A 12728-nucleotide genomic window follows, 5' to 3' on the forward strand; every position below is an offset into this window, starting at 1 on the left:
GAATGGATTATATATTAAATATGGCTCAGAGAGCCAAGGGAGCCTCAAAAGCTCTGGGAAGGATGAAGGCAAGGGATAAGAACAGGATACTCACAGCTATGGGGGAGAAATTAAGGGCATCCCACGAGTATATCATAGAGGAGAATATGAAGGACCTTACAGCAGGAAGGGAGAGGGGACTTGCAGAGGCTTTTATAGACAGGCTTACCCTCACCCCTGAGAGGATATATGCCATGGCTTCCGGGCTCATTAAGATGGCTGAGTTTACAGATCCAGTGGGGGAATCCATAAGGGGATGGACCCTGGAAAACGGCCTCAAGATAGAGGAGGTCAGGGTTCCCATAGGGGTCATCGCCATGATCTTTGAATCCCGTCCCAATGTAACTGTAGATGCAGCAGGTCTCTGCCTTAAGTCGGGGAATGCTATCATCCTCAGGGGAGGAAGCGATGCCATAAACTCCAACAAGGCTCTTGCCAAGCTTATCACAGAAGCTGGAAGGGAGGCTGGAATGCCAGAGGGAGCTGTTCAGCTGGTGGAAAAAACCGACCGTTCCCTGGTAGGGGAGCTTCTCTCCCTCCACCATCTCATAGATGCTGTGGTACCAAGGGGAGGACGGGGACTCAAGAAGGTTATCACCGAGCTGTCCAAGATACCCATAATAGAAACTGGGGCAGGTATATGCCACCTCTATATAGACAGGGAAGTAGATGAGGATATGGCTCTGAATATCCTTATAAACGCCAAGACTCAGAGACCTGGAGTGTGTAATGCTGTTGAGACCCTTCTGATCCATGTGAACAAAATGGAGATGCTGGGGAAGGTGGAGGACGCCCTTGCTACCAGAGGAGTGGAGCTGAGGGTAGATGAGAGGGGTATCGGTTATATGACAAGAGCCGTAGCTGCTGCTGAGGAGGACTGGGATACAGAGTACCTGGCTCCCATCCTGTCTATAAAGGTGGTGGAAGGGATAGAGGAGGCCATCGACCATATCAATAAGTATGGTACAGGGCACTCCGAAGCCATCGTCACCAACTCCGTGGTAAGCTCCGAAAGATTTTTGAGGGAGGTGGACGCTGCCTGCGTATATGTCAATGCATCCACAAGGTTTACCGATGGTGGGGAGTTTGGCTTCGGGGGAGAGATAGGCATCAGCACCCAAAAACTTCACGCCAGAGGTCCCATGGGGGTAAGGGAACTCACCACTGGTAAGTATATTATCAGGGGAAGCGGTCAGATAAGATAGTAATTTAAAGAGGGAATGCAGATATCTGCATTCCCTCTTTCTTTTTGCCCCTGTTTCCCTGCTTTAATCCTACCTTCCTGCTGAGAGTTCAGCAGGAGCCTCTATATTCACCACCCTTCCACTGGCTTTCTATCTTTCTCCCTCTATAAGTACATGGCTGTAGTCCCTCTGGGTATATAGGTACTCATAGTAGCCTGCCTGATCTATTACCTGTTTCTCATCCTGAAGGGTCTGTCCCCTGGACATCCTGTTGATCCCGTCATACTCCTCCCCTCCAAGGAGTACATCACTGTAGTCCTTCTGAGTATATGAATACTCATGGTATCCCCCCTGGTTGGTCACCGGTCTTATGGACATATCCAGTCTTCTGGACATCCTGTCCATGAACTCATCCTCCCTCTCAAGAAGTGTTTCACTGTAATCTTTTTGAGTGTAGGTGTAGTCATAGTAGTCTGCCTGCCCATTCATTGCTGCCACTAGTGTAGCTGTGAAAATCCACAATAAGCAAATTTTCTTAATCATAGCCGCCTTCCTCAATAAAATAGTCAAATACGTAAGCACACCAAAATAAAGTTACAGTTTCTTTATTAAAATTTATTTAATGAACGATTAATTTTTATAACCAGCAAGATGATTTTAATTCTTTGAAAATTAAAAAGGCACCCCTGAGGGGTGCCTTAACTTCTCTAGAGTCTATCTGTATTAATAAAGATAGACTAAAGTATTTTTAAATTCTAAACAAAGGTCATTAATACCTTGGCAAGCATTAGAGCTGTAACCGTTCCTATGGCCGACCCGAATATTCCCATCATAAGTCCAGCAGGAATAAGAGCTTCATCATATGTTCCCGCAAGGATTGGAGCTGAAACCGATCCTCCGATATTTGCCTGGGAAGCTATTCCGCAGATATATAGATCCAGCTTGAATATCTTTGCAAGAGCCAGAAGTACTATCAGGTGGAAAGCTAGTACCAGGAATCCAGCTATGATGTAGATTGCTGCCTGTCCCATATCTATAGTGGAGAAGTCTGTAGCTGTTGCAATCAGACCTACAACTATATAGAGAAGTACGCTTCCCATGTGGTCTGGTCCCTTTATCTTCTTTAGAGGAGTTGTACTTCCTAGGATTCCAAAGAGAGTTGCCAGAATAACTACCCATCCCGATCCGCTGAAGAATGTTCTAAGTCCATAGAGGAAATCTCCCTCTACAAGTCCTCCAGGGTTAACTACCTGTTTTCCAAGAACCATAACGATACCAGCTACTCCCAGACCTAGACCTAGAGTTAGCATAAAGTCCATAAACTCATAGTCTCTCTTATCCTCATTAGCTGCTGCATTTGTATGGATATGAGAAATTATTCTGTCCACCTCCTCACTGTTTGCTCCAGAGAACTTGTTAAACTTTTTTCTCATTGGGGCAAAACTGATAAGAAGTACCAGCCAGAAGGAAGCACAGATATTGTCCATTAGGAAGGCATATGTAAGTGCCTGGGAACCATCCTTAACTCCAAGTCCCTGCTGAGCAGCTGCCATGTTAGTAGATCCTCCTACCCAAGATGATGAAAGGATCGAGAAACTCTGCCATGCTTCAGGCTCAAACCTAGATTTTAGAGCTATAAACACTATAACAAAACCAATTAAGATACTCGATGTTACTGCAAGAAAGGAACCAGTTAATTTAGGTCCAAGCTTAAATACGTCTCTGATGTCATTTTTTAAGAGTAGCAGGAATAGCATCATTGGCAGCAGGTAGTACTTCAGACTTCCTATAAAGCTAGAAAGCTGTGGAGTAAGCTCCCACACATGCATAGATGCACCTATCATCCCCCCAAAGTAGATGAAGGTTAATCCTGGAATCACCTTAAAAATTTTTAACTTTAGCTTCTTTTCACAGTAGAGTACTCCTGTTATAAACAGTACCAAGAGTGAGAAAAAACTGTAAACACTTGTAATCATATATCCCCCCTGTATCAAATTTTATTGATTAATATTCAAAAACCGTACGCAAAGTTTTTTGTACGATCATTGTATAGTAGAAGCCTGAAAATATCGTTAAATTTTAATTTATAAAGATTAATCTATTTGTAATTTAAAATTCATATTTCTTCCTAATGCCTTTTACCTGCTCGTTTTCTGTACTTCCATCTTTCTGCCAAAAAAATTAAAAAACCTCCCATTCCCAGGGAAAAATCCCTGAAAATGAGAGGTCTTTATACCTTTCAGTCTAGCTGCTCTTGCTCTTTAGGGTGATCAATACCCCTGATATTATCATGGCTCCTGCAAATATTTTTGGCAGGGTAATCACCTCTCCCAGGATAAAGTAGGCCATTATCATGGAAAACAAAGGTACCAGATTAACATAGAGGGAGGTCTTAGCTGGACCAATCCTCTTTACAGATATCTGCTGGATGAGATAAGCCACCACTGAAGCAAAGATAGACATATAGATGAGGCTTCCCCACCCCTTGGATGTAGTCCTTGGCAGGTACTCCACAGGATTTTCATATATCACCATGGGAACCAGCATAACTACACAGAAGAAAAATACATAGAAGGTAAGCTTCATAGGATCTATCCTTCCCACTATCCCTTTAAGCACTATAAAGTAGATGGAGAAGGAGAGGATCGCCATAAGCATGTAGATATCTCCAATATTGAAGTTCATATTTTTTATCACTTCCAGGGAACCGTTGGTGACGATGAGGGCCACCCCTGTGAAGGATATGAGGATTCCCCCGATGGCCTTCTTAGGAAACTTCTCCTTTAAAAATATAGAGGCCATTATCGTGGTCACAATGGGATTCATGGCAGCTATAAGGGAGGTATTCACACTGCTGGTATGCTTTAGGGCTGTAAAGAAAAACACATGGTATCCCACCATCCCAAGAAGAGACAGAAGAACCACCCTTGGGATATCCCTTTTCTCCAAGCTAAGATCCACCCCTTTTATCCTAAGTATAAAAAACAATACCACTGCCGCTATTAAAAATCTAAAAAATGTCAGAGAATACACTGGAAACTCTGCCACTGAAAACTTTCCTGCTATAAAGGCTCCTGAAAAGAAGAGGGTGGCTATTATCATAAGGTTTTTATTTACTACCCCCATGACACCTCTGCTTTCCAAAGTCAAAGTACTCTTATTCACCTTTCTCTCCTTTCAATACAATATATGTACATATTAACAGCAAGGAGGTTATTTATCAAGAAAAAAGGATGGTTGTGAAACTCTATCTTAAATTAAGTTAATTTTTAAAGGATGTATTTTGAAGAAAATCAAGGCAGGAGCTCCATATATCCTGTGCTCCCCCTCTATAGTTGAAGGTAAAACCTTCCCTCCCACCTTAAGTTCCTCAAATATTCTCCTTCTGCTATTGACGTAGGGTATTTTTAGAAGTAGAATCTAATGTAAGCGTAAAAAGAATTGAAGAGAACTTTTATTGGGGTTTATGAAATTTATTTTTTGCTTAAGTAATTATTTTATAGGGGGAGTCAAGAAATGGTAAATGGAAAAGTTAAATGGTTCAATGGAGAAAAAGGATTTGGATTTATCACTGCTGAGGATGGAACTGATGTATTCGTACACTTCTCAGAGATCAACAAGCCTGGATTTAAAACTTTAGAGGAGGGTGAGGAAGTAACTTTCGAGATCACTGAAGGTGCTAAGGGTCCTCAGGCTTCTAATGTAACTCCTAGATAGTCATACTAATACCTGCCCTGTAGGGCAGGTTTTTTGTTTTCTACACTTTTTATCCAGCCTCTAAGGAGGCTATACAGATTTTGTAAAGGAGAGTAAGATGAAGGTTGCATTTATTTCAGATATCCACTCCAACCTGGAGGCACTGAAGGCTGTTCTGAAGAGTATCCGTGAAAATAATACGGACAGGATCTACTGTCTGGGAGATCTTGTGGGGTACCTCAACAGGCCCAATGAGGTTGTGGACACCATAAGAGGTGAGGGTATTGAAGCCATTATAGGTAACAACGATAGGGACATCGTCTTTGAAGATTTTAAGGGAGATGAGATCAAGGAGTGGACCTACAACACCCTCACCCCTGAAAATATAAGATTTTTAAGAAACCTCCCAAGGGATATCTCCCTCACCATAGAGGGAAACAGGTTAAAGTTGGTTCATGGAGGCCTTAAAAGCTGCAGGGAGTACCTGAGAGAGGGGGAGGAAAACACCCTGGAAGCCCTCCTATCTCTTGAGGAAGATATTCTTATAGCTGCCCACACCCACATCCCCTACATCGACTTTTATAACAATAAGATGATGGTCAACTGCGGAAGTGTGGGAAAACCCAAGTTTGGAAGCCCCTATGCCAGCTATGCCCTCCTTACTTTAGAGGAGGACCATGTGGTGGCGGAGATTGTAGAGGTAGAGTACGATGTAGCCTCCACTGTCGCTTCCCTGAGGGAGGAGGGATTTCCAGAGGAACTCATAGAGGAGATTCAAAGAGGTAAAGGTTAATCTCTTAACTTCTTCTACTTTTTTGCTTCATTATTAAAACATTTTAATTTTATATGGTACACTTAATATAAGAAGGTATTAAATATAAGGTTAAATCATGGAGGAAAAAGAAGTTCGGGCATTAATTAAAGATGAAGAACCATTGAGGGATACTATATTAGGGAAGTGTACATTTGGGGAGACTGTTCTTTTTTATAAGAATATTTCCCTATACTTTGAGCAATTTAACTTCAATGGGATTCATATCACGACTCCAGAGTTCTTTCTTCTGAGCTGTCTCAGTAAACTAGGAGAAACTACCTACTACAGTCTTTCAAGGCAGCTTCCCTATAGTTCTAAGTATATCCTGAATATCATTAAAAACTTAGAAAAAAATAACTTAATTGAAAGAGAAAAAGCTGGAAATAAAAAAATAATAAGGATAACTTCTCCAGGAATGGAGATGTTTAAAGCAGTGGACAAGGAAAGGATCAAATTTTTTCAAAAGATCAACGCCAACGGAATTTCATGGAAGGATATGGTGACCTTTTATAGTGTCATGGAGAGGATGAACGATATATTCCAGGGAAAACTTAATGACTGACTATTAGCTTGAATACTTCTATGGCCACTTTCCCAGCTGCCCATAGTCATCACTTCAAATAATTTAATTGAGCCCCAGGTTCACAGGGGCTTTTTTGAGTTAGCTATACCCTTGATTGAAACTCTTTCTGCAAAACTACTTCCCATAGTTTTAAATAAAAAAAGAAGCTCCTCTAGAGCTTCTTTTTTATACTACTGAGAAAATCTATAGCCCCTTGCTATATTCACAATATCCCTGTAGATGGAAGCTGCTGCCGGGATAGTTCCCGATGCCCCTCCTATAACTGTCAGGTCTCCCAGGGTGGAGGAGGTATACCTCACCGCTTTATTTTTACCCTCTACTCCATAAAGGGTATGTTCTACCCCTACCTTCTCTGCCTCCACACTCATTACGACCTTTCCCTCTATGACCTGAGACCTACCGATAAGCTTATACCTGCTTCCCTCCTCCCTGGCTGCTGCAATATCTTCAGGGGTAAGTCCTGTAATCCCCTCTACACCTATATCCTCAAGGGTTTTATCCCCAGCCATAAGGACATTTGTTAGGATGAGAAGCTTTGAAGCCGTGTCCCATCCCTCTACATCTAGCCTTGGATCCGTCTCAGCTATTCCCAGCTCCTGGGCTCTCTTTAGGGCTTCTCCATACTCCACACCCCTCTCCTCCATCTCCTTGAGGATAAAGTTGGTGCTCCCATTGAGGATCCCCTCTATGGACTCTATCTCCGCTCCGGCCATATCTATAAGTCCAGCATTTATAGAGGGAAGGGCTCCTCCAGTGGTGCACCCTATCCCCAGCTGAACCCCTCTCCTGGCTGCCAGCTCATTTAGCTCCCTGTAGGCCAAAAGGATGGGCCCCTTGTTTCCGGTAACCACGTGGGTCCCCCTGTCCAGTGCTTTTCTTATATGGGTAAGTCCCGGTTCCCCTGTATCCTTGTTGGTAGGGGTCAGCTCCACCATCACATCCATGTCACCCTGAGAAAGACCCCTCTCAAGGTTTATATCGTAACTTCCTCCTGCGGGATAATCAGCTACCCTGCCGCCCCTCTCCAGAAATTCATGCAGCTTCCTGCAATCTACTCCCTCTGGGCTATAGATACCACCATCCACATCAATAATATAGTTTACCTGTATATTTAAATCTTTCTCTCTAGATGTTGCTCCCTTCTCTCCCATGAGTTTCAGAAAGGCTCTTCCCACTCCACCACAACCTACAAGTGCAATCCTCATACTTCCCCCACCTCTTTAAACTTTATTTTAATTCTCCTATTTAACTTCTTTTAGGTAAGTATAGCATAGTTTTTTTCTAAAAAACTTTTAAACGCCCATTTATAAGGAAGGTTTAATCTTATCTCCTTCCCTCATAAGCATTGACAAATCTCCCCCAGAGGAATATACTCTTTCAAAAATAAGGAGGCGTTCTCAATGAAAATTATTATTCCAGGAGGGGAAACCCTGGAGATAGACCACATAGTCTCAGACTACAATGGAACCATAGCTTTAGATGGCAGACTTATAGAGGGAGTGGCTGAGCTCATGGGGAAGCTGGCTGAGGAGGTCACTATCCACGTTATTACAGCAGATACCTTTGGGTCTGTGGAAAGGGAGCTGCAGGGGGTTCCGGTATCATACACAAGATCGGCCCAGAGGAGCAGGACAGGGCTAAGGCAGAGTATGTAGCAAGCCTTGGCAGAAACAGGGTGGCAGCCCTGGGAAATGGAAGAAATGATATCCTCATGCTAAGGGAATCTGTCCTGGGAATAGGAATCCTTCACCGGGAGGGGATCTGTACTCAGACCCTTATGTCAACAGATATAGTATGCACCTCTCCCCTGGATGCTCTCACCTACTTCAGGGAACCAAAGAGGCTCATAGCTACCCTGAGAAGATAGATACAACAGCTAAGGAGGGGAAGGGATGTATAAAATTTTTGATATCGACCCTGAAGAGGTAGGGGTAATAGAGGAGCTCTGGGAGAGTAATAGGATCTTCCATCAGAAGATATCCAGACACTTTAAGGAGCTCTATACCTCCATTACCTTTGAGGAGAGGATGCAAAACTTAAGGAATAGAAGCAGGGAAGAGATTAAGGTAACAGTTGCCCAGAGAGATGGAAGATATATTGGGTACTGTATCTCCAAGATTACAGGTGGAAAGGGAGAGCTGGAATCCCTCCACGTAACCGAAGAAAGCAGAGGGCTGGGAGTAGGAAAAACCCTTTCAAGTAAACATTTAGAATGGATGAAGGGCAGAGGATGTAGTTCCATAGGAGTAAGGGTAGCCTATGAAAATGATGATGCTATCTCCTTTTATAGGAAGCTGGGATTTTTCCCCAATACCTTGTGCCTTCAGCTTAAGTAGACAGATAAAGAAGTATAAGATCAATATATCGAGAGTTTTAGAGGAGGATTATGTTATTTAAATTAAAAGTAGACTCAGAAATAAACCTTGTATTTTTAACTGAAAAGCTGGCAGATACCATCTTTCAACTTGTGGATTCCGATAGGGAACACCTGAATAAGTGGCTTCCATGGCCTACCTACACTAAAAGTGTAAAGGACTCTAGACTCTTTATCAAAAACTCCATTGTGGCCTTTGCAGAGGGGAGATCCATGACCTGTGCCATTGAGTATAGAGGAGATATCGTAGGGGTAGTAAGCTACAACAAGATCCTCAGACCCCTCAAGAAGGTGGAGATAGGATACTGGCTCTCCTCTAAATACCAGGGGAAGGGTATTATTACTAGGTCTGTGGACTACCTTACAAGGTATGCCCTTGATGAGATGGGAATGGAAAAGGTAGAGATTGCAGCAGCATCTGAAAATCAGCCCAGCCGAAGTGTCTGTGAGAGACTTGGATTCAATCTGGAGGGAATAATTAAAAATTCCGAAAACCTCCACGGAAGGTTAGTGGATCTGGCTATCTACGGATTTTATAAGTAGGTTCACACTTTAAATAAAAAAGTAAATAAAAAAGCAGGTGAAGAGGTAATCCTCGCCTGCTTTTTATCTTTTAATGGATTTTAGAATACAAATTACAGAATCTCATCCTCATCCTCTACAACGCATTCCTCCAGGATCTCTTGGGCCCTTCTCTCCCATATGAGTTTCTCATTCTTATAGACCCTCCTAACCCTGTGAAGTGGGATGGTATGGACCTCTCCCTGGGCATCGGTCATCTCAAAAAGGAAGTGATTTTCAGGAACAAAGTCTATCTCACTGAAGGACACGTAGATAATATCCTTCTTAAACCTGTCATAGTAGCCAATCTTAAACTCTCCCCTTTTAAACTCCTCATCCCACTTAATTCTGTTTATAAGATCCTGAATAGGTATCATAGGCTTCCTCCAATCCCTTCAATGAAATTCTCTAATTCCTTACCTCAATCTTCTTATGACCTTTAACTTTTCCTTCTAGGATGGTGAGAGTCCAGATACTTTCCTATGGCTTCCGCCTTCCTCTCCCTTCCAGGAAGCACCTTATAGATCTCATACCACTCCTCCAGCTTAGCCAAGGGTACCTCTACTCCATCCACCTCCATCCACTCCCCAATGGAATCCCTATTAAAGGGAAAGGAGTGGTCTCTGCCTTCTCTGTGGACACAGAGGCCAGCCATAACATCCACCTCTACCCCATCTATCATATACTCATAGAAATACTTGGTTTTATAGGTCTCATCTGGAACCCCCACTACCCTCTCTCCCAATTTAGAGAGTATTGAATCCAGCCTTTGGATATCCTCCATACTAACCATGATATCTATATCCCCAGTCTCCTCTACTAGCCCGTAATGATTCAGCATTACAGAGGCCCCCACTGCCCAGGTAATACCCCCATTATTTAAAAGTTTGGCTACCCTCTTCAATACATCTCTAAGTCTGTCACCCATCTCCTACCTCCAATAAAGCTCTATTCCATCATTATAGCAAATGAAGGATACATTCAGAAACTTTTTAAAGGGAAGGCAGGGAATGGGGCGTAATACCTATAGAGGTTTTGAAAAGGAGGATGGATATGATAAATAAATTTTCCCCTGTGGGGAGTTCCATTGCCCACACCATAGAAGCGGTAGGTGTAATCATTATAGCCATTGGCTTTATATACGCTGGAATATCAGCTGTCCATTGTTTTAAGAGAAAGGACAGGAATACCCTCATCACCGACTTTCGAAAGAATATTAAAAGCAATATGGTCCTGGGGCTGGATTTTCTCGTTGCAGGGGATATTATCCGTACAGTTACCGTAAACCCCACCCTTTCAGGGGTAGCCAGCCTTGGTTTACTTGTAGTCATCTGGACTATGCTGGTATTTACAATCCACCTGGAGGTCCACGGGCGCTGGCCCTGGCAGGGAGAGGAGGTTCCCTGTAAATCCGCTTCACCTAAAAAACATTAGATATATAAATTTCAAGGAGTTTAACTTATAAAGAAAAGGGAGGTAACCCTCCCTTTTTTAAATCTCTATGACTTTTTTAGTGCCACAAACTCTCCCTTAAACCTTGCCAGCACCTTCTTCCTACTCCCTGATCCACTTCCAGGCCTCCTCTATCTTATCTGGCTGAAAGTGCTTCTCATTGATCCCTGCTATCTTGGCAAATGGTCCATCCAGGGCCACCAGCCACTTCCATATCTTCCTGTCTGAAACAAGGGCTATCTTATCCAGCTCCTTCATGTGAGCGGTAAGCCACCTCAGGTCCTCTATCCCTGCTTTTATACCCCAATGTGCTTCATCGGACAAAACTACCAGGGTACTTACCTTCTCGTACTCCCTTACTGCTTCCTCTATCCTCTCTATCCACTTCTTCTCCTCCTCTAGGGATACCTTTCCTGTAATTTCAAAACCTAGGATAGCTCCCTGACTCTCTGGCAGTTCTCTGATCATACTTCCTCCTTTACTCTCTTCCCTCAATATCCTCATACTTCCCATACTCCAACTCCAAGGTTTTAGTAGCCCTCTTTAACTTCTCCTGAGATTCCCTGTAGATCTCCCTCTGCTTTATTACTTCATTATCTTTACCGTCTAAGGACATGCCCATATAAAACTTCATCAGAATAAATATAAAAAGTACCACTACTATAATTCCTATGAACCTCATACTTTTTCCTCCCTTCCTTAACCATTTTTACCCCGTCTCTCCATCCTTTCCTTCCTCTGAAAATCCATAAGACCTGTAAAAGATTTCCTCTGAGATATTTTTTCATTCAACTTAGAGATTTCATAGGTTATAATTAAAGATCAGGAGGTTGACTATGAATATAAAGGGACAGTTTAACACTGCTAAGGTTTTCACCGAAAACCTTGAGGAAAATTGTATAAAACAGATCCAGGAGATCTGCTCTCTGAGGATCTTTTCTGGAAATAAGATAAGGGTTATGCCCGACGTTCACTCTGGGAAGGGTTCGGTTATAGGCCTTACCATGGAGTGCTCCCACTCCCCTGAATTTATGATTCCGAATATTATAGGGGTAGATATAGGGTGTGGGGTAACGGTTTTTGAGCTGGGAAAAGTCGATATAAACTTCCGCTACCTTGATAAGTTTATCAGGGGGCAGATTCCCCATGGCCACGATGTAAATAGGAGCTGGAAGGAGGAGGATTTCCCCCGGGAGTTCACAAAAAAGATCCTCCACCTATCAGATAAAACAAATACAAAGTTTGACAGGCATATGGCTTCCATTGGTTCCCTGGGATCTGGAAACCACTTTATAGAGGTATCTGCAGACACTACCGGCAGAAAGTACCTGGTTGTGCACTCTGGTTCCAGACACCTGGGACACCAGGTGGCCCAGTACCACCAAAAAATTGCAGAATCCCACTGCAGGGAGGATGTGCCCCGGGACCTGAAGTATCTCGAGAGAGGAGAGGTTCTCCACTATCTGGATGATATGAGAACCTGCCAGTCCTTTGCCACCCTCAACAGGCTTTTTATGATCCTGAGGATAGTTCACCACCTCAATATGGATCCCTTCTACATAGAAAGGGGAATCTCCCTTGCCCTCCAGGGGAAGCCTCTCACCCATCTTGGGGAAGATTCACCCCTGTGGGAGAGTGTCCACAACTACTTTAATTTTGAGGACGGCATCCTTCGAAAGGGGGCTGTTTCTGCCCACAAGGGAGAAAAACTCATCATCCCATTTAATATGAGGGACGGTTCCATAGTTGCAAAAGGAAAGGGGAATCCCGACTGGAACTTCTCAGCTCCCCACGGAGCAGGGAGGGTACTTTCCAGAAGAAAAGCCAGGGACCTTCTCAGCATGGAGGAGTTTAGAGACAGTATGAAGAAGATCTATACCTCCTCAGTTTCTCAGAGCACCCTGGATGAGGCCCCAAAAGCATACAAACCCAAGAAGGAGATTATGACCCTTCTGGAACCCTGTGTAGAGGTTATCCATGAGATCACCCCCCTCTACAACTTCAAGGCATAAATAAAAACAACTA

At 43.3% G+C, this 12728-nt stretch carries 18 protein-coding genes; 10 read left to right on the plus strand and 8 right to left on the minus strand.

Annotated elements, in window-relative coordinates; translation table 11 throughout:
- The first annotated feature begins 2 nt into the window (after nt 1-2).
- A complete protein-coding gene (locus QMG11_RS02295; protein WP_281833159.1) occupies nt 3-1244 on the plus strand; it encodes a glutamate-5-semialdehyde dehydrogenase in 1242 nt (413 codons plus the stop codon).
- A 129-nt stretch (nt 1245-1373) separates the two neighbouring features.
- Here QMG11_RS02295 and QMG11_RS02300 read toward each other — a convergent pair whose 3' ends face one another.
- From QMG11_RS02300 to QMG11_RS02310, 3 genes are all read right to left on the minus strand, one after another.
- Nucleotides 1374-1766, minus strand: coding sequence for a hypothetical protein (locus QMG11_RS02300; protein WP_281833160.1), 393 nt, complete (start codon nt 1764-1766; stop codon nt 1374-1376).
- Between the two features lie 212 nt (nt 1767-1978).
- A complete protein-coding gene (locus QMG11_RS02305; protein ID WP_281833161.1) occupies nt 1979-3199 on the minus strand; it encodes a DUF819 family protein in 1221 nt (406 codons plus the stop codon).
- A gap of 268 nt (nt 3200-3467) precedes the next feature.
- Complete coding sequence (locus QMG11_RS02310; RefSeq protein ID WP_281833168.1) at nt 3468-4388, minus strand: DMT family transporter; 921 nt, start codon at nt 4386-4388, stop codon at nt 3468-3470.
- Between the two features lie 351 nt (nt 4389-4739).
- Between QMG11_RS02310 and QMG11_RS02315 the strand changes: the two genes are divergently transcribed.
- The 3 genes from QMG11_RS02315 (at nt 4740) to QMG11_RS02325 (ending at nt 6295) form a co-directional block, all read left to right on the plus strand.
- Nucleotides 4740-4940, plus strand: coding sequence for a cold-shock protein (locus QMG11_RS02315; protein ID WP_281833170.1), 201 nt, complete (start codon nt 4740-4742; stop codon nt 4938-4940).
- A 97-nt stretch (nt 4941-5037) separates the two neighbouring features.
- Nucleotides 5038-5712 carry a metallophosphoesterase family protein gene (locus QMG11_RS02320; RefSeq protein WP_281833172.1) on the plus strand — a complete coding sequence of 225 codons (675 nt, stop codon included), beginning with the start codon at nt 5038-5040 and terminating at the stop codon, nt 5710-5712.
- Nucleotides 5713-5809: 97 nt separating this feature from the next.
- Entirely contained in the window at nt 5810-6295 is a 486-nt protein-coding gene (locus tag QMG11_RS02325; protein WP_281833173.1) for a MarR family winged helix-turn-helix transcriptional regulator, read from the plus strand.
- A gap of 191 nt (nt 6296-6486) precedes the next feature.
- Here QMG11_RS02325 and QMG11_RS02330 read toward each other — a convergent pair whose 3' ends face one another.
- Nucleotides 6487-7521, minus strand: a complete 1035-nt coding sequence (locus QMG11_RS02330) for a hypothetical protein (RefSeq protein WP_281833174.1) — start codon at nt 7519-7521, stop codon at nt 6487-6489.
- 195 nt (nt 7522-7716) lie between these two features.
- Between QMG11_RS02330 and QMG11_RS02335 the strand changes: the two genes are divergently transcribed.
- From QMG11_RS02335 to QMG11_RS02350, 4 genes are read left to right on the plus strand one after another with little or no spacing between them, the layout of a single operon-like run.
- Nucleotides 7717-7971 carry a hypothetical protein gene (locus QMG11_RS02335; RefSeq protein WP_281833175.1) on the plus strand — a complete coding sequence of 85 codons (255 nt, stop codon included), beginning with the start codon at nt 7717-7719 and terminating at the stop codon, nt 7969-7971.
- Between the two features lie 20 nt (nt 7972-7991).
- Complete coding sequence (locus QMG11_RS02340; protein ID WP_281833177.1) at nt 7992-8183, plus strand: hypothetical protein; 192 nt, start codon at nt 7992-7994, stop codon at nt 8181-8183.
- A gap of 25 nt (nt 8184-8208) precedes the next feature.
- On the plus strand, nt 8209-8652 hold the full coding sequence (locus QMG11_RS02345) for a GNAT family N-acetyltransferase (RefSeq protein WP_281833178.1): 444 nt from the start codon (nt 8209-8211) through the stop codon (nt 8650-8652).
- Between the two features lie 50 nt (nt 8653-8702).
- On the plus strand, nt 8703-9233 hold the full coding sequence (locus QMG11_RS02350; protein ID WP_281833179.1) for a GNAT family N-acetyltransferase: 531 nt from the start codon (nt 8703-8705) through the stop codon (nt 9231-9233).
- Between the two features lie 92 nt (nt 9234-9325).
- On the opposite strand, the gene QMG11_RS02355 is transcribed toward QMG11_RS02350, so the two are convergent.
- Both QMG11_RS02355 and QMG11_RS02360 read right to left on the minus strand, forming a co-directional pair.
- Nucleotides 9326-9628, minus strand: coding sequence for a DUF504 domain-containing protein (locus tag QMG11_RS02355; RefSeq protein ID WP_281833180.1), 303 nt, complete (start codon nt 9626-9628; stop codon nt 9326-9328).
- 62 nt (nt 9629-9690) lie between these two features.
- A complete protein-coding gene (locus QMG11_RS02360) occupies nt 9691-10179 on the minus strand; it encodes a nucleotidyltransferase family protein (RefSeq protein ID WP_281833181.1) in 489 nt (162 codons plus the stop codon).
- A 125-nt stretch (nt 10180-10304) separates the two neighbouring features.
- Between QMG11_RS02360 and QMG11_RS02365 the strand changes: the two genes are divergently transcribed.
- Nucleotides 10305-10685, plus strand: coding sequence for a DUF1622 domain-containing protein (locus tag QMG11_RS02365; protein ID WP_281833182.1), 381 nt, complete (start codon nt 10305-10307; stop codon nt 10683-10685).
- A gap of 120 nt (nt 10686-10805) precedes the next feature.
- Here QMG11_RS02365 and QMG11_RS02370 read toward each other — a convergent pair whose 3' ends face one another.
- Together QMG11_RS02370 and QMG11_RS02375 are read right to left on the minus strand one after the other, a co-directional pair.
- Nucleotides 10806-11171: a SpoIIAA family protein gene (locus QMG11_RS02370; RefSeq protein ID WP_281833183.1), complete on the minus strand. Its 366-nt coding sequence runs from the start codon at nt 11169-11171 to the stop codon at nt 10806-10808.
- A 10-nt stretch (nt 11172-11181) separates the two neighbouring features.
- The gene (locus QMG11_RS02375; protein ID WP_281833184.1) at nt 11182-11385 is read right to left on the minus strand and encodes a hypothetical protein; all 204 of its coding nucleotides are present in this window, start codon (nt 11383-11385) and stop codon (nt 11182-11184) included.
- 154 nt (nt 11386-11539) lie between these two features.
- Here QMG11_RS02375 and QMG11_RS02380 point away from each other — a divergent pair, with 154 nt between their 5' ends.
- Nucleotides 11540-12715, plus strand: coding sequence for an RtcB family protein (locus tag QMG11_RS02380; protein WP_281833185.1), 1176 nt, complete (start codon nt 11540-11542; stop codon nt 12713-12715).
- Nucleotides 12716-12728 lie beyond the last annotated feature (13 nt).

It is taken from the genome of Propionigenium maris DSM 9537 (genome assembly GCF_027925155.1).
Taxonomy (GTDB): domain Bacteria; phylum Fusobacteriota; class Fusobacteriia; order Fusobacteriales; family Fusobacteriaceae; genus Propionigenium; species Propionigenium maris.

Coding starts and splice junctions, on each gene's coding strand:
- QMG11_RS02295 (WP_281833159.1), top strand. CDS start 3: ATGGATTATATATTAAATATGGCTCAGAGAGCCAAGGGAGCCTCAAAA.
- QMG11_RS02365 (WP_281833182.1), top strand. CDS start 10,305: ATGATAAATAAATTTTCCCCTGTGGGGAGTTCCATTGCCCACACCATA.
- QMG11_RS02345 (WP_281833178.1), top strand. CDS start 8,209: ATGTATAAAATTTTTGATATCGACCCTGAAGAGGTAGGGGTAATAGAG.
- QMG11_RS02370 (WP_281833183.1), bottom strand. CDS start 11,171: ATGATCAGAGAACTGCCAGAGAGTCAGGGAGCTATCCTAGGTTTTGAA.
- QMG11_RS02305 (WP_281833161.1), bottom strand. CDS start 3,199: ATGATTACAAGTGTTTACAGTTTTTTCTCACTCTTGGTACTGTTTATA.
- QMG11_RS02355 (WP_281833180.1), bottom strand. CDS start 9,628: ATGATACCTATTCAGGATCTTATAAACAGAATTAAGTGGGATGAGGAG.
- QMG11_RS02380 (WP_281833185.1), top strand. CDS start 11,540: ATGAATATAAAGGGACAGTTTAACACTGCTAAGGTTTTCACCGAAAAC.
- QMG11_RS02300 (WP_281833160.1), bottom strand. CDS start 1,766: ATGATTAAGAAAATTTGCTTATTGTGGATTTTCACAGCTACACTAGTG.
- QMG11_RS02335 (WP_281833175.1), top strand. CDS start 7,717: ATGAAAATTATTATTCCAGGAGGGGAAACCCTGGAGATAGACCACATA.
- QMG11_RS02330 (WP_281833174.1), bottom strand. CDS start 7,521: ATGAGGATTGCACTTGTAGGTTGTGGTGGAGTGGGAAGAGCCTTTCTG.
- QMG11_RS02375 (WP_281833184.1), bottom strand. CDS start 11,385: ATGAGGTTCATAGGAATTATAGTAGTGGTACTTTTTATATTTATTCTG.
- QMG11_RS02320 (WP_281833172.1), top strand. CDS start 5,038: ATGAAGGTTGCATTTATTTCAGATATCCACTCCAACCTGGAGGCACTG.
- QMG11_RS02360 (WP_281833181.1), bottom strand. CDS start 10,179: ATGGGTGACAGACTTAGAGATGTATTGAAGAGGGTAGCCAAACTTTTA.
- QMG11_RS02315 (WP_281833170.1), top strand. CDS start 4,740: ATGGTAAATGGAAAAGTTAAATGGTTCAATGGAGAAAAAGGATTTGGA.
- QMG11_RS02325 (WP_281833173.1), top strand. CDS start 5,810: ATGGAGGAAAAAGAAGTTCGGGCATTAATTAAAGATGAAGAACCATTG.
- QMG11_RS02350 (WP_281833179.1), top strand. CDS start 8,703: ATGTTATTTAAATTAAAAGTAGACTCAGAAATAAACCTTGTATTTTTA.